General features: G+C 72.6%; 14 protein-coding genes and 1 pseudogene. 12 read left to right on the top strand and 3 right to left on the bottom strand.

Going from position 1 to position 16,713, the window contains the following annotated elements; all coding sequences use genetic code 11:
• The 4 genes and pseudogenes from ACIBCU_RS37455 to ACIBCU_RS37440 all read left to right on the top strand — a co-directional run.
• Positions 1-152, top strand: a pseudogene (locus tag ACIBCU_RS37455) (4-hydroxy-3-methylbut-2-en-1-yl diphosphate synthase); the annotation flags it as partial.
• 143 nt (positions 153-295) lie between these two features.
• Complete coding sequence (locus ACIBCU_RS37450) at positions 296-1,141, top strand: GNAT family N-acetyltransferase (protein WP_399237038.1); 846 nt, start codon at positions 296-298, stop codon at positions 1,139-1,141.
• Positions 1,142-1,170: 29 nt separating this feature from the next.
• Positions 1,171-1,746 (top strand): GNAT family N-acetyltransferase, encoded by a 576-nt coding sequence (locus ACIBCU_RS37445; protein WP_362937786.1) that lies wholly within the window; start codon positions 1,171-1,173, stop codon positions 1,744-1,746.
• A gap of 105 nt (positions 1,747-1,851) precedes the next feature.
• Positions 1,852-3,552, top strand: coding sequence for a proline--tRNA ligase (locus ACIBCU_RS37440; RefSeq protein ID WP_362937789.1), 1,701 nt, complete (start codon positions 1,852-1,854; stop codon positions 3,550-3,552).
• 62 nt (positions 3,553-3,614) lie between these two features.
• Here the strand turns inward: ACIBCU_RS37440 and ACIBCU_RS37435 are convergent, their stop codons facing one another.
• Genes ACIBCU_RS37435 through ACIBCU_RS37425 form a run of 3 tightly spaced genes read right to left on the bottom strand, consistent with a single transcriptional unit; the run spans position 3,615 to position 5,590 of the window.
• Positions 3,615-4,529 (bottom strand): aminoglycoside phosphotransferase family protein, encoded by a 915-nt coding sequence (locus tag ACIBCU_RS37435; RefSeq protein ID WP_399237034.1) that lies wholly within the window; start codon positions 4,527-4,529, stop codon positions 3,615-3,617.
• 36 nt (positions 4,530-4,565) lie between these two features.
• Positions 4,566-5,060, bottom strand: coding sequence for a ferritin-like domain-containing protein (locus ACIBCU_RS37430; protein ID WP_399237041.1), 495 nt, complete (start codon positions 5,058-5,060; stop codon positions 4,566-4,568).
• A 5-nt stretch (positions 5,061-5,065) separates the two neighbouring features.
• Positions 5,066-5,590 (bottom strand): hypothetical protein, encoded by a 525-nt coding sequence (locus ACIBCU_RS37425; RefSeq protein ID WP_399237032.1) that lies wholly within the window; start codon positions 5,588-5,590, stop codon positions 5,066-5,068.
• Positions 5,591-5,761: 171 nt separating this feature from the next.
• Between ACIBCU_RS37425 and rimP the strand changes: the two genes are divergently transcribed.
• From rimP to ACIBCU_RS37385, 8 genes are all read left to right on the top strand, one after another.
• On the top strand, positions 5,762-6,259 hold the full coding sequence (gene rimP / locus ACIBCU_RS37420; RefSeq protein WP_399237030.1) for a ribosome maturation factor RimP: 498 nt from the start codon (positions 5,762-5,764) through the stop codon (positions 6,257-6,259).
• Positions 6,260-6,261: 2 nt separating this feature from the next.
• Entirely contained in the window at positions 6,262-7,302 is a 1,041-nt protein-coding gene (gene nusA, locus ACIBCU_RS37415; protein ID WP_362937801.1) for a transcription termination factor NusA, read from the top strand.
• 159 nt (positions 7,303-7,461) lie between these two features.
• A complete protein-coding gene (locus ACIBCU_RS37410) occupies positions 7,462-7,740 on the top strand; it encodes a YlxR family protein (RefSeq protein WP_329206847.1) in 279 nt (92 codons plus the stop codon).
• Between the two features lie 148 nt (positions 7,741-7,888).
• On the top strand, positions 7,889-11,008 hold the full coding sequence (gene infB, locus ACIBCU_RS37405; RefSeq protein WP_362937804.1) for a translation initiation factor IF-2: 3,120 nt from the start codon (positions 7,889-7,891) through the stop codon (positions 11,006-11,008).
• 201 nt (positions 11,009-11,209) lie between these two features.
• Positions 11,210-11,506 (top strand): DUF503 domain-containing protein, encoded by a 297-nt coding sequence (locus ACIBCU_RS37400; RefSeq protein WP_056792835.1) that lies wholly within the window; start codon positions 11,210-11,212, stop codon positions 11,504-11,506.
• Between the two features lie 25 nt (positions 11,507-11,531).
• A complete protein-coding gene (gene rbfA / locus ACIBCU_RS37395) occupies positions 11,532-11,990 on the top strand; it encodes a 30S ribosome-binding factor RbfA (protein ID WP_362937808.1) in 459 nt (152 codons plus the stop codon).
• Positions 11,987-12,883, top strand: coding sequence for a tRNA pseudouridine(55) synthase TruB (gene truB / locus ACIBCU_RS37390; RefSeq protein WP_104789493.1), 897 nt, complete (start codon positions 11,987-11,989; stop codon positions 12,881-12,883). The genes rbfA and truB overlap by 4 nt, the downstream gene beginning before the upstream one ends.
• A gap of 231 nt (positions 12,884-13,114) precedes the next feature.
• On the top strand, positions 13,115-16,672 hold the full coding sequence (locus tag ACIBCU_RS37385; RefSeq protein ID WP_399237026.1) for a serine protease: 3,558 nt from the start codon (positions 13,115-13,117) through the stop codon (positions 16,670-16,672).
• Positions 16,673-16,713: the final 41 nt, after the last annotated feature.

Raw genomic sequence — 16,713 nt, 5'->3', positions numbered from 1 at the left:
AGGGCCAGATCTTCGTGAAGGGCGAGGTCATCAAGACCGTCCCCGAGTCGAAGATCGTGGAGACCCTCATCGAGGAAGCCATGAAGATCGCGGAGCAGATGGAGAAGGACGGCATCGCCTCGGGCGAGCCCCAGGTCTCCATCGCCGGCTGACCTCCCGTCCCTCCGTGCCCCGCAGGCCGTGTCCTGCGGGGCACAGCCATGTCCTGCGCCCATCGGCCTTCCCCACCTGGGGCGCACCCCACAGCCTTGTTGGGTACAGTGCGGACATCAGTAGACCGTTTGGTGAGGCCCCAGTGTTGACGCAGACCACTACCCGGGTCCTCGACCCCGGCGAGCTCCCCGCCGCGCTCGCCATCCTCGAGAGCGAACCCGTGGACAACGCGTTCGTCACCTCCCGTGTCCAGGTCGCCGGGCTCGATCCATGGCGTCTCGGCGGCGAGATGTGGGGTTGGTACGCCGACGGCCGGCTGCGCTCGCTCTGCTACTCCGGGGCCAACCTCGTGCCCATCTGCGCCACCCCCGAGGCCGTCAGGGCCTTCGCCGACCGTGCCCGGCGGGCCGGCCGCCGCTGCTCCTCGATCGTCGGCCCGGCCGGCCCCACGGCCCAGCTGTGGCGCCTCCTCGAACCGAGCTGGGGCCCCGCCCGTGAGGTCCGGCCCAACCAGCCCCTCATGGTGACCGACCGCCCCTCGGCCGAGGTGGCGCCCGACCCGCTCGTGCGCAGGGTCCGCAAGGAGGAGATGGACGTCCTCATGCCGGCCTGCGTGGCCATGTTCACCGAGGAGGTCGGCGTCTCCCCGCTGGCCGGCGACGGCGGGCTCCTCTACCAGGCCCGGGTCGCCGAACTGATCACCACCCGCCGGTCCTTCGCGCGCATAGAGGACGGCAAGGTCCTCTTCAAGGCGGAGATCGGCGCGGCCACCCCCCGCGCCTGCCAGATCCAGGGCGTCTGGGTCGCCCCCGAGGCCCGCGGCCGGGGTCTCTCCGAAACGGGCATGGCAGCCGTCCTGCGCTACGCGCTCAGCGATGTGGCCCCCGTCGTCAGCCTGTACGTGAACGACTACAACACCGCCGCGCGCAGGGCCTACAGCCGTGTCGGCTTCCGCGAGACGGGCGCCTTCATGAGCGTGCTGTTCTGACCGGACGGTACGGCCAGTAGGGTTCCCGCATGGCAGCAGCAACCCCCACGTCCCCCCGGGGCTCCGGGAACCCCGACATCGTGGTCGGACCGCTCGACCTCGCCGACCGCGTCGACGAGGCACTCGCCGTGCAGGCCCTCGCCTTCGGCCTCACCCAGGACGAGATCGACGTACGCCGCCATATCGTGCTGCGGCACCTCGACCATCCGCAGGCACGCGCCCTCGGCGCCACCGCCGCCGACGGACGGCTCGTCGGATTCGTCTACGGGCTGCCGAACGACCGGACGCACTGGTGGTCCACCGTCGTGGAACCGTATCTGCGCGCCACCGGATCCGAGAGCTGGCTCGACGACTCGTTCGTGATCACCGAGCTCCATGTCCACCCGGAGTTCCAGCAGCGCGGCATCGGCCGGAGCCTGATCACCACCATCACGGACGCCGTCGACCTGCCCCGTTCCATCCTCTCCGCGATCGACACCGAGAGCCCCGCCCGCGGCCTCTACCGAGCCCTGGGCTACCAGGACCTGGCCCGGCAGGTGCTCTTCCCCAGCGCGCCCAAGCCGTACGCGGTGATGGGCGCGCCCCTTCCGCTGCTCCGCGGCTAGGGCCGACCGCCCCCCATGTGCCGGCCGGTCCGAGGAATGGATTTCCGCCCGCGCGGGCCCCCCGGCTAACCTCGGGCTCACCACCCTTCCGAGCAGGAGTTCATCATGGCCCAGGTCCAGCGCATGTCCCGATTGATGATCAAGACACTGCGCGACGACCCGGCGGACGCCGAGACGCTCAACCACAAGCTCCTCGTCCGCGCCGGTTACGTGCGCCGCACCGCGGCCGGCATCTGGTCCTGGCTGCCGCTCGGCAAGAAGGTCCTGGAGAACATCACCCGCGTCGTCCGCGAGGAGATGGACGCCATCGGCGGCCAGGAGGTCCTGCTCCCCGCGCTGCTGCCCAAGGAGGCGTACGAGGCGAGCGGCCGCTACGACGAGTACGGCGACCTGTTGTTCCGGCTCAAGGACCGCAAGGGCGCCGACTACCTCCTCGGCCCGACCCACGAGGAGATCTTCACCCAGGTCGTCAAGGACATGTGCTCGTCCTACAAGGACCTGCCCGTGATCCTGTACCAGATCCAGACCAAGTACCGCGACGAAGCCCGCCCCCGCGCCGGCGTGCTGCGCGGCCGTGAGTTCCAGATGAAGGACTCGTACTCCTTCGACACCACCGACGAGGGCCTGGCCGAGGCGTACCAGCTGCACCGCGCCGCCTACATCCGGATCTTCGAGCGCCTCGGCCTCGACCACCGCATCGTCTCCGCCGTCTCCGGCGCCATGGGCGGCTCCGCCTCCGAGGAGTTCCTCGCCCCCGCCCCCGCCGGCGAGGACACCTTCGTCGACTGCCCCAACTGCGACTACGCCGCCAACACCGAGGCCGTGACCTTCAAGGCCACCGCCGCCGACGCCTCGGCGACCGGCCCGGTCGAGGAGCTGGACACCCCCGACACCCCGACCATCGAGACCCTCGCCGCCCACCTCGGCGTCGAGGCCTCCGCCACCCTGAAGAACCTCCTGGTCAAGGTCGACGGCGAGATCGTGGCCGTGGGTGTGCCCGGCGACCGTGAGGTCGACCTCGGCAAGCTCGGTGAGCACCTCGCCCCCGCCGTCGTCGAGCTCGTCACCGCCGAGGACTTCGTGGGCCGCCCCGACCTGGTGCGCGGTTACGTCGGCCCGCAGGGCCTGGAGAAGGTCCGCTACATCGCCGACCCCCGCGTCGCCGCCGGCACCGCCTGGATCACGGGTGCCAACAAGGAGGGCAAGCACGCGAGGAACGTCGTCGCGGGCCGCGACTTCGAGGTCGACGACCACCTCGACGTCGTCGTCGTCGAGGCGGGCGACCCCTGCCCCAAGTGCGGCACCGGCCTCCAGGTGGACCGCGCCATCGAGATCGGCCACATCTTCCAGCTCGGCCGCAAGTACGCCGACATCTTCTCCCTCGACGTCCTCGGCCAGCAGGGCAAGCCGGTCCGCGTCACGATGGGCTCGTACGGCATCGGCGTCTCCCGCGCGGTGGCCGCCCTGGCCGAGCAGACCGCCGACGACAAGGGGCTGTGCTGGCCCCGCGAGATCGCCCCGGCCGACGTGCACGTCGTCGCCGCCGGCAAGGCGCTCCAGACCGAGCTCGCCCTCGACGTCTCCGAGAAGCTCAACGCCGCGGGCCTGCGCGTCCTGGTCGACGACCGTCCCGGTGTCTCGCCGGGCGTGAAGTTCACCGACTCCGAGCTCATCGGCGTCCCGAAGATCCTTGTCGCCGGCCGCCGTTCGGCCGAGGGCGTCCTGGAGCTGAAGGACCGTCGCACGGGCGAGCGCGAGGAGCTCACCGTCGACGAGGCGATCGCCCGCCTGACCGACCAGGGCTGATCCGGCCCCGACGGAGAGGGCCCCGCGCACCGCGCGGGGCCCTCTCCCATGCGTGCGGCCGGCTACAGCCAGGCCGCGAACTCCAGTGACATCTCGCCGTCCTGCGTGCGTCCTGCCGCCAGCGCCCGCGTGCCGGACTCGACGGCACGGAACAGCGTCCAGCCGCGCAGTCGCGCCTGGTCGACCTCCAGTGATTCGGCGAGCTTCTTGACCCTGCGGCGGGCCGTCACGGCACCGCCGGGCGAGGCGATCAGGTCCTCCACCCGGTCACGCACCAGCCGCGCCAGGTCGTACGCACGCTCCCCGGTCAGCGGCTCGGGGCCGACCGCCAGCCACGGGGCTCGTTCGCCGGCCAGGACCTTGCTCTGCCGGAAGTTGCCGTGCAGCAGGAAGGCCTCCGGGGAGTCCTGGACCAGCTCCTCGCGGGCCGCGAGGGCCGCCGAGACCAGCGGTTCGAGCGCGGGGTCCTGCGCGGCGGCGGCCCGCATGGGTCCCACCTGCCGGGCGGTGCGCTCCTCGACGGTCTCGAAGGCGTGGCCGGCCGGCGGCTCGACCCACAGCCGGCGCACCGTGCCCGCGGCCTCCAGCAGCGCCTTCGCCTCGGGCAGGGAGCGCAGGGACACCTCGTGGTGCAGCCGCTCCAGCAGGAGGGCGTCCTCGGGCCCAGCCGCGTCCGGAGCGGTCAGGAGCTCGACGGCCCCCCAGCCCCTCCAGTGCGCGAGAGCGGCCCTCTCCTGTGCGGGAGCGGCCCCGGGAGGCGCGATCTTCAGCACGGCCGGCGTGCCGTCGCCCCGGTGCACCAGGAGGACGAGAGCGCTCCGCCCGCCGGGGGCGCAGACCCGGTCGAAGGAGACCGAGTGCGCGGGCAGCGCCTCGTCGGTGAGTGCGGGGAGCCGCCCGAGCCACTCGGCGGCGGCCGCGTCCCCGTACGTCTCGCCGAGCGCTCGCACCAGACGCTGCGGCGGTTCGAAACCCATACGTGCCTTGTTCCCTTTCAGAGCGTGCTCAGTTGCTCAGTGCGTGACACCCGTGGCTCCTGCCTCCGCCGTGTTCTCCGGCGGGGCGGCCTTCTCGGTGAGCCCAGGAAAGGCTACGCCGGTGCCGCGCCAGCGCACCGCACGCACCGCGGCCTCCCGGAGCGCGCCCGCCGCGTCCTGCCGCAGCGGCCCCCCGGCAGCCCGTACGAGATCGGAGTACACGCCCGCCACCCGGTCCTCCAGCACGGCGGCGAGCCGCGTCGCGGTCGCGGGGTCCCGCACCGCGAAGGGCAGCGTGTACGCCGCGTGCGCCGCCACGGGTGTACCGCCCAGGTCGCGCACCGTGCGGGTGAGCGCGTCCCGTCGGGCCCGGTGGGCGTCGCAGGCCGCCGTGGCGTCGGTGCGGCGGCCGTCCTCCAGCCGGCCGCCCAGCGCCCCGTATCCGTACACGGCGGCGTGCTCGGCGGCGAGTGCGGCCTGTGCGGCACGCAGCGCGCCCTCGGTGTCGTCCGTTCCGGCCTCCTGTGTCATGCCGTTCATGCCGGGGGCTCCTTGGCCAGTTCGGTCAGCAGATACGCGTGGGCGGCGCCGGCCGCGGCGATCGAGGCCAGCAGCCTTGCCAGTTCCGGTTCGGCGGTCAGCAGGGCCGCGGCACGGACGTCGGCCACCCTGCGCTCCTCGCCCGCCAGCTCCCTCAGGGCCGCACGCGCGTCGGTGGCGGCCGCCGGCGGGGCGGGGGCGGGGGAGCCGCTCGCGGCCTTCGGCGGCCCGCCCAGGGCCGTGAGGTGCTCCCGCACCGCGGCCCCCATCGGCGCGAGCCCGGGTTCCGTCACCGGGTGGGCGGCCGCGAGCTGTTCGTAACGGGAGAGCAGCGAGGCACTGTCACGGGCCGCCGACGCACGCAGCGCCGTGCCCGCCCGGAGCGAGGCGGCCCTGGCGTCCGCGCCCCCGGAAGCACTCGGCGTCTCCGCCCCGTCCCCGCAGCCTGCCAGCACCGCACCCAGGGCCAGGGCTCCCGTAGCGGTGAGCGCACTCCTGCGCGTCGTCCCCGTGCGGTGCACTTGTCTCCTTCAGCCTGGTTTTTGACAGTTTCTGACCTGAAGTGATCACCGGACGTGAGCGTACCCGCGGCCGGACGGGAGGCGGACGGCAACACCCCTGCGGACCGGATACCCTTTGACCTGACACGCGACGATCCCCACAACAGCACACGCGGCCGAGGAGTCACCCGGATGAGCACCACCCAGAGCGACAGGCTGCGCGAACTGCTGGAGACACTCGTCAGCGCCAAGGAGCTCGACCTCGAGGAGATCGAGGTGTCCCAGGCGGGCCGCCGCCGGGTGCTGCGGGTCATCGTGGATTCCGAGGACGGCGTGGAGCTCGACACCTGCGCGGAACTCAGCCGCGGCATCTCCCAGAAGCTGGACGAGACCGACGCCATGGGTGAGGGCGAGTACGTCCTCGAAGTGAGCTCTCCGGGCGCCGACCGCCCGTTGACCGAGCACCGCCACTACGTACGCGCCACCGGCCGGCTTGCCAGGCTCACCCTGAGTGAGGGCGGCGAGCTGGTGGCGCGCATCCTCGGGGTGGACGACGAGGGACTCGATCTGGAAGTACCGGGCGTCAAGGGCCGCAAGCCCACGTCGCGCCGTGTCACCTTCGACGAGATCGTCAAGGCGCGCGTGGAGATCGAATTCAACCGCAAGGACAAGAAGGAAGAGGAGGCGTAGCCGTGGACATCGATGTGAAGCTTCTGAAGGGCTTGGCGCAGGACAAGGAGATCCCCTTCGACGTGCTCGTCGGGGCGATCGAGTCGGCCCTCCTCATCGCGTACCACCGCACCGACGGCAGCCACCGCCGTGCGCGCGTCGAACTGGACGCCGGCGGCCATGTCACGGTGTGGGCGAAGGACGACCCGGCCGAGCTCGAAGAGGGCCAGGAGCCCAAGGAGTTCGACGACACGCCGTCCGGTTTCGGCCGTATCGCCGCGACCACCGCCAAGCAGGTCATCCTGCAGCGGCTGCGCGACGCCGAGGACGACAGGACGTTCGGGGAGTACGCGGGCCACGAGGGCGACGTCGTCACGGGCCTGGTCCAGCAGGGCAAGGACCCGAAGAACGTCCTGGTCGACATCGGCAAGCTGGAAGCGATCCTGCCGGTCCAGGAGCAGGTCCCGGGCGAGGAGTACACCCACGGCCTGCGGCTCCGTACGTACGTCGTGCGGGTGGCCAAGGGTGTGCGCGGCCCGTCCGTGACGCTCTCGCGCACCCACCCGAACCTGGTGAAGAAGCTCTTCGCGCTGGAGGTTCCGGAGATCGCGGACGGCTCGGTCGTCATCGAGGCCATCGCCCGCGAGGCGGGTCACCGCACCAAGATCGCCGTACGTTCCACCCGGGCAGGCCTCAACCCGAAGGGCGCCTGCATCGGCCCGATGGGCAGCCGTGTGCGCAACGTCATGGCCGAGCTGCACGGCGAGAAGATCGACATCGTGGACTGGTCGGACGACCCCGCCGAGATGGTCGCCAACGCGCTGTCACCCGCACGGGTGAGCAAGGTCGAGGTCGTGGACCTCGGGACGCGCTCCGCCCGGGTGACCGTGCCGGACTACCAGCTGTCGCTGGCGATCGGCAAGGAGGGGCAGAACGCCCGCCTGGCCGCCCGTCTCACCGGCTGGCGCATCGACATCCGCCCGGACACCGAGACCGACGAGGAGCGCGACGTCGCGGACCGTGAGCGCGCCGAGCGCGCCCGGGAGCGTTCCGAGCGCGGCTGACCCACGGACCCGTGCCGGGGCCCGTCCGGGCCTCCGGACGGGCCCCGGCACGGGTCTCCGAAGGAATAGATCGAGGCGCCAGGCCGCTGAGATCACGACAACATCCGTTCGATTTTTGCCCCCAAGGGGTGAGGTCGGTGCGGGGAGGTAGACTTAGACGTGTCTGGCCGGACGCACGCCCGCGCTTGCCCCGAGCGAACCTGTGTGGGATGCCGGGAGCGAGCGGCCAAGAGCGAGCTGCTGCGCATCGTGGTGGACGAGGGAGAAGTCGTCCCTGATCCACGCGGTACGCTGCCCGGCCGGGGTGCGTATGTACACCCCGTCTCCGTCTGTCTCGACCTGGCGGTCCGCCGCCGGGCATTCCCCCGGGCCTTCAAGGCCAAGGGGCCGTTCGACTCCGCGGCACTGCAGCGGTTCGTCGAGCGGGTGACACCGTAAGAAAGTGAACGGCACGGGTCCCCGTGCGGTCAGGTACCTCGCGAGTTGGAAGTAGGTCGAGATTGCGATGAGCACTCGATGAGTACGCGATGAGTACGCCCATGAAGTAGCGACGGTCCGGCGGTAACCCGGACCTAAAAGGAGCGAAGTGGCTAAGGTCCGGGTATACGAACTCGCCAAGGAGTTCGGGGTTGAGAGCAAGGTCGTCATGGCCAAGCTCCAAGAACTTGGTGAATTCGTCCGTTCGGCGTCCTCGACGATCGAGGCGCCGGTCGTACGCAAGTTGACTGACGCACTGCAGGGTCCCGGTGGCAACGCCGGCAAGTCCGCTGCAAAGCCTGGCGCGCCCCGCAAGGCCGCCCCCTCGAAGCCCGCAGCGCCCTCCCCGGCCGCTGCGGCACGTCCCGCTGCCCCGAAGCCCGGCGCCCCGGCCCCCAAGCCGGCCGCCGCGGAGACTCCGGCGAGCAGCACCCCCGCGGCGCCCTCCGCGCCGTCTGCGGGCCCCCGTCCGGGCCCCAAGCCCGCGCCGAAGCCCGCCCCGGTCACCCCGGTGCCCGCCGCGGAGTTCTCGGCACCGGCTCCGGCCCAGCAGCCGGCCGCGCCGCAGCAGGCCCCGCGTCCCGCGGGTGCCACCCCCGGTCCCCGTCCCGCCCGTCCGGCTCCGGCCGGCGGTCAGCGTGACGGTGGCCGCGACGGTGGTCAGCGTGACGGCGGCCGTGGTGGCGAGCGTGGCGGAGACCGCCCCGCGCGTCCCGCAGGCCAGGGCGCCCCGCGCCCCGGCGGCGCCCGTCCGGCCGGTCCCCGTCCGGGCAACAACCCCTTCACCTCCGGCGGTTCCACCGGCATGGCGCGCCCCCAGGCGCCCCGTCCCGGCGGTGCCCCGCGCCCCGGCGGCGGTCAGGAGCGCCCCGGCGCCCCGCGCCCCCAGGGTGGTCCCGGCGGCGCCCCGCGCCCCCAGGGCCAGGGTGGCGCACGACCCTCTCCGGGCGGCATGCCCCGTCCGCAGGCTCCCCGTCCGGGCGGTGCCCCCTCGGGTAACCGTCCGAACCCCGGCATGATGCCGCAGCGTCCCGCTGCGGGCCCGCGTCCCGGCGGTGGCCCCGGCGGTGGCCGTGGTCCCGGTGGTGCCGGCGGCGGTCGCCCGGGTGGCGGCGGCGGTCGTCCCGGTGGTGGCGGCTTCGCAGGCCGTCCGGCCGGTCCCGGTGGCGGTGGCGGCGGCTTCGCCGGCCGTCCCGGCGGTCCCGGTGGTGGCGGCGGCGCAGGCCGTCCCGGTGGTGGCGGCGGCTTCGGCGGTCGTCCCGGATTCGGTGGACGTCCCGGCGGCCCGGGTGCCCGTGGTGGCACACAGGGTGCGTTCGGCCGTCCCGGCGGTCCCGCGCGTCGTGGCCGCAAGTCGAAGCGTCAGAGGCGCCAGGAGTACGAGGCCATGCAGGCCCCGTCGGTGGGCGGCGTCATGCTGCCTCGCGGCAACGGGCAGGCTGTCCGGCTGTCGCGCGGCGCGTCCCTGACCGACTTCGCGGAGAAGATCAACGCCAACCCGGCGTCGCTCGTCGCCGTGATGATGAACCTCGGCGAGATGGTCACCGCCACGCAGTCCGTCTCCGACGAGACGCTGAGGCTCCTCGCGGACGAGATGAACTACGTCCTCGAGATCGTCAGCCCGGAGGAGGAGGACCGCGAGCTGCTCGAGTCCTTCGACATCGAGTTCGGTGAGGACGAGGGCGGCGAAGAGGCCCTGGTCTCCCGCCCGCCGGTCGTGACCGTCATGGGTCACGTCGACCACGGTAAGACCCGGCTGCTGGACGCGATCCGCAAGACGAACGTCGTCGCGGGCGAGGCCGGCGGCATCACGCAGCACATCGGTGCGTACCAGGTCTCCTCCGAGGTCAACGGCGAGGACCGCCGTATCACCTTCATCGACACCCCGGGTCACGAGGCGTTCACCGCCATGCGTGCACGTGGTGCGAAGTCGACCGACATCGCGATCCTCGTGGTGGCGGCGAACGACGGTGTGATGCCCCAGACGATCGAGGCGCTGAACCACGCCAAGGCGGCCGAGGTGCCGATCGTGGTCGCGGTCAACAAGATCGACGTCGAGGGTGCCGACCCGACCAAGGTGCGCGGTCAGCTCACCGAGTTCGGTCTGGTGGCCGAGGAGTACGGCGGCGACACGATGTTCGTCGACATCTCCGCCAAGCAGAGCCTCAACATCGAGGCACTGCTGGAGGCCGTCGTCCTCACCGCCGACGCCTCGCTCGACCTGCGGGCCAACCCGGAGCAGGACGCGCAGGGTATTGCGATCGAGTCCCACCTCGACCGCGGCCGCGGTGCCGTCTCGACCGTCCTCGTCCAGCGCGGAACGCTGCGCATCGGCGACACGATGGTCGTCGGCGACGCGTACGGCCGTGTCCGGGCGATGCTCGACGACAACGGCAACAACGTCCAGGAAGCGGGTCCCTCGACCCCCGTCCTGGTCCTGGGTCTCACCAACGTCCCGGGTGCCGGCGACAACTTCCTGGTCGTCGACGAGGACCGCACGGCGCGTCAGATCGCCGAGAAGCGGGCCGCCCGCGAGCGCAACGCCAACTTCGCCCGCAAGGGTGTCCGGTTCTCCCTGGAGAACCTGGACGAGGCGCTCAAGGCCGGTCTGGTCCAGGAGCTCAACCTCATCATCAAGGGCGACGCGTCCGGTTCGGTGGAGGCTCTCGAGTCCTCGCTGCTCCAGCTCGACGTCGGTGAAGAGGTCGACATCCGGGTCCTGCACCGCGGTGTGGGTGCGGTCACCGAGTCGGACATCAACCTGGCGACCGGCTCCGACGCCATCGTGATCGGCTTCAACGTGCGCGCCGCAGGGCGTGCCGAGCAGATGGCCGAGCGCGAGGGCGTGGACGTCCGGTACTACTCGGTCATCTACCAGGCGATCGAAGAGATCGAAGCGGCCCTCAAGGGCATGCTCAAGCCGGAGTACGAAGAGGTGGAGCTCGGTACGGCGGAGATCCGCGAGATCTTCCGCTCGTCCAAGCTGGGCAACATCGCCGGTGTGCTGGTCCGCTCCGGCGAGGTCAAGCGCAACACCAAGGCGCGCCTGCTGCGCGATGGCAAGGTCATCGCGGAGAACCTCAACATCTCCGGTCTGCGCCGCTTCAAGGACGACGTCACCGAGATCCGCGAAGGCTTCGAGGGCGGTATCAACCTCGGAAACTTCAACGACATCAAGATCGACGACGTCATCGCGACGTACGAGATGCGCGAGAAGCCGCGAGGCTGATCCACGGGGAATCCCGGGGGGTGACCCCCGGGCTCTCCTGCACGGTCGGGGCCGGTCGACGGGTCGTATTTCCGTCGATCGGCCCCGGCCGTTCCGTGTACGGTTCGGATGTCCCCGCCGGGTGAAGGCGGGGCGTGGCTGTGCCAGTCCGGGGGACGACCCCGGACCCCGAACCCGAACCGGCGGGACATCCGGACATACATGTATGTGGGGACACTGTCCTTCGATCTGCTCCTCGGCGACGTACGGTCGTTGAAGGAGAAACGCTCCATCGTCCGCCCGATCGTCGCCGAGATCCACCGCAAGTTCGCGGTGAGCGTCGCGGAGACGGGCGGCCAGGATCTCTACCGCAGGGCCCAGATCGGTCTTGCCGTGGTCTCCGGGGACACCGGGCACCTCACAGACGTACTCGACCGGTGCGAGCGCATGATCGCAGGCCGGCCGGAGGTGGAGCTGCTGTCCGTACGACGGCGGCTGCACAACGACGAAGAAGACTGAGCACGTTCAAGAAGGAGAAGGACCAGTGGCCGACAACGCGCGGGCAAAGAAGCTGGCGGACCTCATCCAGGTGGTGGTCGCCGAGAAACTGCAGCGCGGTATCAAGGACCCGCGTCTGGGTACGCACGTGACCATCACGGACACCCGTGTCACCGGCGACCTGCGGGAGGCCACGGTCTTCTACACGGTCTACGGCGACGACGAGGAGCGGGCCAGCGCGGCCGCCGGTCTGGAGAGCGCCAAGGGCATCCTGCGCTCGGCGGTCGGTGCGGCGGCGGGGACGAAGTTCACCCCGACGCTGGCCTTCGTGGCCGACGCCCTGCCGGACAACGCCAAGGCGATCGAGGACCTGCTCGACCGGGCACGTGCCTCGGACGCCAAGGTCCGTGAGGCGTCCTCCGGCGCCAGGTACGCCGGAGACGCGGACCCGTACCGCAAGCCGGAGGACGAGGACGAGAACGACGAGGGCTCACCTTCCGCATGACGCAGAACAAAACGCCGGACGGCCTTGTCATCGTCGACAAGCCGTCCGGCTTCACTTCGCACGACGTCGTGGCCAAGATGCGCGGCATCGCCCGGACCCGGCGGGTCGGCCACGCCGGCACGCTGGACCCCATGGCGACCGGCGTCCTCGTACTGGGTGTCGAGAGAGCCACCAAGCTGCTCGGGCATCTCGCACTGACCGAGAAGGAGTACCTGGGGACGATCCGGCTCGGCCAGGACACCGTCACCGACGACGCGGAGGGCGAGATCACCTCGTCCACCGATGCCTCGGGAGTGACCCGCGAGGGCATCGACGCCGGGGTCGCCGCACTGACCGGCGCGATCATGCAGGTGCCGTCCAAGGTCAGCGCCATCAAGATCGACGGCAAGCGGTCATACGCCCGGGTGCGCGGTGGCGAGGAGTTCGAGATCCCCGCCCGCCCGGTGACCATCTCGTCCTTCCGTGTTTACGACGTCCGTGAGGCCGTCGCGGAGGACGGCACCCCGGTCGTCGACCTGGTCGTCTCCGTCGTCTGCTCGTCGGGCACGTACATCCGCGCCCTCGCCCGCGACCTCGGCGCCGGGCTCGGCGTGGGCGGGCACCTGACCGCGCTGCGGCGCACCCGCGTCGGACCGTACGGCCTCGACGCGGCGCGCACCCTCGACCAGCACCAGCAGGAGCTGACCGTGATGCCGGTGGCCGAGGCCGCCGCATCGGCCTTCCCGCGCTGGGATGTGGACGAGAAGCGCGCCAAGCTGCTGCTCAACGGCGTACGGCTGGACATGCCGTCGTATCCGCCGGGGCCGGTCGGGGTCTTCGGGCCCGACGGGGCGTTCCTCGTGCTCGTCGAGGAGCAGAAGGGCAAGGCCAAGAGCCTCGCCGTCTTCGCCTGACGTCCCCGTACGAGGAGGTCACGCGGGCTCCCCATGGGTTCGGCCGGTCGTGGAGCGGGCAGCCCCCGGTGCATGCCCGCTCCACGATCCCCCTCCCGCGACCATCCCTGTCCACAGGAACCCGCTGATTCACCCCAATGGACGGGCGCTCGGAGTGACCGGGGGGTGCGAGGGGGGCGCTTTCGCCCCGCGCGTTTCCGGTGGCGATCATCTGGGACCTACCGTCGGACCATGGGCAGCGGGGACCGGTCGAAACTTGTGAAGATCTGCGATCAGGCCGGCCGGCCGCGGGGGACCGGATTCGTCGCGGACGACCGGGGCACAGTCGTCACCAGCCATCAGGCCGTCGCACGATCCGTGCCCCTGACGCTGCACTCCGCCGACGGCCTCAGCTGCCCCGTCGGCCCCGACGACATCACCGAGCTGCCCGCTCTCGGCCTCGCGCTGCTGCGCACCGGCGGCCCCGGGACCCTCGGGGTGGAGCCGCTCCCCATCGCCGTACGGGAGCAGATCGGGACGGGCACCTATGTGCGGATCGCCGCCCACGGCTGGCGCGAGGCACGGGTGCTCGGGACGGCCCCCGCGACGTACTCCGAGGGCGGACGCGACCACCCCGTGACCGACGCGCTGGAGCTCGCCCTCGGTACGGACGGGCGCGACGCCCTGCGGTCCGGCGGCGCCGCCGTCGGCGGGCCCGTGACGGACCCGCGCACCGGTGCCGTCCTCGGCGTGCTCTCGACGGCGCTGAGCGCCGGGCGCGAGACCGCCGGGCTCGCGGTGCCGCTGGCTCCCCAGGACGCCCCGGCACCGCTGGCCGAGGTGCTCCGGCGCAACGCGAACAGCGTTCCGGGGTACGGCCGCGACCTCAACCTCGCGGGGGCGCTGCAGCTGACCGCCACCTCGCTCGGCCACGCGGACAGCCGGCCCTGCGGCACGGAGGCTGTCGAACGCCCCGACATCAGCGCGGAGTTCACCGCCTTCGAGACCGGCACGGGACCCGTGCTGGGCATGGTCGGCGCCCCCGGGACCGGCCGCACCACGGAGCTCGCCGCCCTGGCCGACCGACGCGCCCGGGGGGCCGTGCCCGCACTGACGCTCTGGCTGCGCGGAGCCGATCTGCTGGCCGACGACACCTCGGTCACCGACGCCATGACCAGGGCGCTGCAGCGCTCCGGAAGGATCATCACCGCTGCCGGGGCCAGGGGCGACATGGAGGCGGCCACCCCCGAGCGGGTGGCCCGCCTCGCCGCGGCCTCCGGGAACCCGCTCCTGGTCGTCGTGGACGGCCCGGAGGAGATGCCGCCCCTGCTGGCCCACCGGCTCGCCGGGTGGGCCGTGGCGACGGCCGAGTGGCTGCAGGCCCACGAGGTGCGGATGGTCGTCGCCTGCCGCCCCGAGCACTGGGAGACCGCCGGCGCGCTGTACCCCCCGGGAACACTGCACCGCCCGGAGCGGCCCGCCGGAGGCCTGCCGCCCGCAGTCCGGCTCGGCGACCTCACGGCGGAACAGGCCGAGCGGGCGGCGGAGCGGTACGGCATCGCGCCCGGCACCATCGCACCCGGCCACGACCGGCATCCGCTCACGCTGCGCCTGCTCGCCGAGGTGCGGGCGGCACTGCCCCCCGACGTGCCCGGCAGGCCCGGCACGGAGGAGGTCTTCGCTTCCCATCTGGACCTCGCCTGCGTCCGGATCGCCGTCCGGATCGGGGCTCAGACCGAGCCCCGGCTCAGGGGCACGGCGGTCCGCAGACTGGCGGCGAAGGTGGCCGGCCAGGTCCACGAGGCGGCCAGGCGCTGCCTCGGGCCGGGCCAGGGCGAGCTGGACCGGGAGGCGTTCGAGGAGATCTTCCCCTGGCGCACGGGCTGGGCCTCGGCCGTACTCACCGAGGGCCTGCTGGTCCCGGCGGGCGCGGGATACCGCTTCGCCCACGAGGAGCTGGGCGACTGGGTGCAGGGCGCGCACCTCGACCTCGACGCGGCGCTGCACTCGCTGGTCCACCGCTGGCACGCGGACGGGGCCTCCACAGAACCCGCGCCCGCCCCGCAGGACCCGGCGGAACCCCACAACCTCCCTGTGCCGCGCCATCGCATCGGCCCCGTGCTCCAGGCGATGCTCCTGCTGGAGCGGCGGCAGGGGCACGCGGCCCTGGCCCACCGCATGGCCGACCTGATCGAGGCGATGGACCGCCTGCCGTCCGGCCCGGGAGCGCAGGAGCGGCTCACCGACGCCGCCTGGTGGGCCGCGCACCTGCTCCGTGAGAGCCTGCTCAGGGTCCCCGACGCCCGGCCCTGCCTCGGCGTGCTGCGGGTGCTCGCCGGACGGATCACCCGGCGCTCCCTGTCCGGCGGCGGCCCCGCCGCGCTCGGGCCCTACGCGGAATTCGGGCCGTGGTTCTGGCGCCGGATCCGGCTGCCCGAGGCAGACCGGATCGATCTCCTGCGCCGTCTCCTGCCCGCCGACGGCGCCCCCCGCACGGACGGCGGCGAACGGTATCTGGACGCCGTCTCCCGGCGCCTGGCCGCCCACCCCCGGACCGTGCAGGCGCTGCTGTGCCGCTGGTTCACCGACGAGAGCCCCCTGCCCGCCGAGGAGGGCCTGCCGATGCGGCTCACCGTGGCCGCCGCCGCGCAGGCGCTCCTGTACGCCCGCCGGGACCTCGCCGTCGACGACCTGACCGAGGCGCTCGTCGACACCCACCACCCGCGCGCCGCGGAACTGCTCACCACTCTCGCCGAGGACGAGCCGACCGCCCTCTGCCGGGCCGTCGACCGGTGGGCGCGCGACGAGGAGCGGCCCGAGCGGCGCGCCGCCGCGGCGGTCCACGCCACGCTCACCGCCGCCCGTGCCCTGAGCGCCTCCGACCGCGCCCTGCTGCGCGGGGCGGCGCTCACCCTGCTGGCCCGGCCGGACGACACACCCCTGCACGCCCAGGCGCTCACCGTCCTCGTGCGGGACCCGGGCACGGGGGGCCGGTACCTGCCGCAAGCCCTGAGGATCTTCGCCGCCGGCGACCCCCGGCTGCCGGTGAGCCTGCTCACGGAGGTGTTCCCCGAGCACCCCGAGCCGGTGCTGGCCGCGCTGCGCGCCCGCCTCTCGCTGCCCGGGGAGGCCGCCGACGGTGTCCTGCGGGAGCTGGCCGCCCTGGACACCCCGGCCCTGGCGCTGCACGCCCCGGGTCTCGTACGCCGTTACATCGACAGCCGTGGCGACGGCGAGGACTCCGGGGCGCAGGCCGCCGCCTATGTGGATCTCCGGCTGGAGCACGGTCCTGCCTCCCGGGCGCTCCTGCTGCCCCTGATGACCGGGCTGCTGCGGGACCGCCCCGCACCCCCGTCCGTGCGCGCCGCGCTGGCCCGGGTACTCGCCGCCACAGGCAGTGCCGCGTCGAGGCCGCTGCGGGCGGAGCTGCTGGAGGTCCTGCTGGAGTTCGAACAGGAGAAGGGGAGGGACCCGGAGGTCCTCGACGCCCTGCTGAGGGCGGCGGCGGCCGGCTCCGGCCGCCGCCCCGAGGCCCGCACACGGGCTCTGGTGCACCGCACCGGCATGCTCCTCGTACGGACGCCCGAGGGCGCGGCCCGCTTCGACCGCGGCCTGGTCGAACTCGCTCGGGACGTTCCCGGATTCGCCGACCTCGTCGGCCGCTGGCTGGCGGACGCCCCGCAGGAGTGGGCCGCCGTCGTGGGCCCCGCCGCCCGGCGCACGATGGAGGCACTGGACGGTTCGCGGCCCGGGATCCCTATGCCGATGCAGGCCGCGGGACGTGAGCATGGCAGTCTTAGACCTGCGTAATGGACATACACACGTACACAGGTTCGGGCGAGGAGCGGTCA

It is taken from the genome of Streptomyces sp. NPDC051064 (assembly GCF_044455985.1).
Lineage (GTDB): Bacteria > Actinomycetota > Actinomycetes > Streptomycetales > Streptomycetaceae > Streptomyces.
This window is presented reverse-complemented; position numbering and strand designations above follow the sequence as displayed.

Coding starts and splice junctions, on each gene's coding strand:
- rimP (WP_399237030.1), top strand. CDS start 5,762: ATGAGCACCACCCAGAGCGACAGGCTGCGCGAACTGCTGGAGACACTC.
- ACIBCU_RS37400 (WP_056792835.1), top strand. CDS start 11,210: ATGTATGTGGGGACACTGTCCTTCGATCTGCTCCTCGGCGACGTACGG.
- ACIBCU_RS37430 (WP_399237041.1), bottom strand. CDS start 5,060: ATGACACAGGAGGCCGGAACGGACGACACCGAGGGCGCGCTGCGTGCC.
- ACIBCU_RS37435 (WP_399237034.1), bottom strand. CDS start 4,529: ATGGGTTTCGAACCGCCGCAGCGTCTGGTGCGAGCGCTCGGCGAGACG.
- ACIBCU_RS37440 (WP_362937789.1), top strand. CDS start 1,852: ATGGCCCAGGTCCAGCGCATGTCCCGATTGATGATCAAGACACTGCGC.
- ACIBCU_RS37385 (WP_399237026.1), top strand. CDS start 13,115: ATGGGCAGCGGGGACCGGTCGAAACTTGTGAAGATCTGCGATCAGGCC.
- truB (WP_104789493.1), top strand. CDS start 11,987: ATGACGCAGAACAAAACGCCGGACGGCCTTGTCATCGTCGACAAGCCG.
- ACIBCU_RS37445 (WP_362937786.1), top strand. CDS start 1,171: ATGGCAGCAGCAACCCCCACGTCCCCCCGGGGCTCCGGGAACCCCGAC.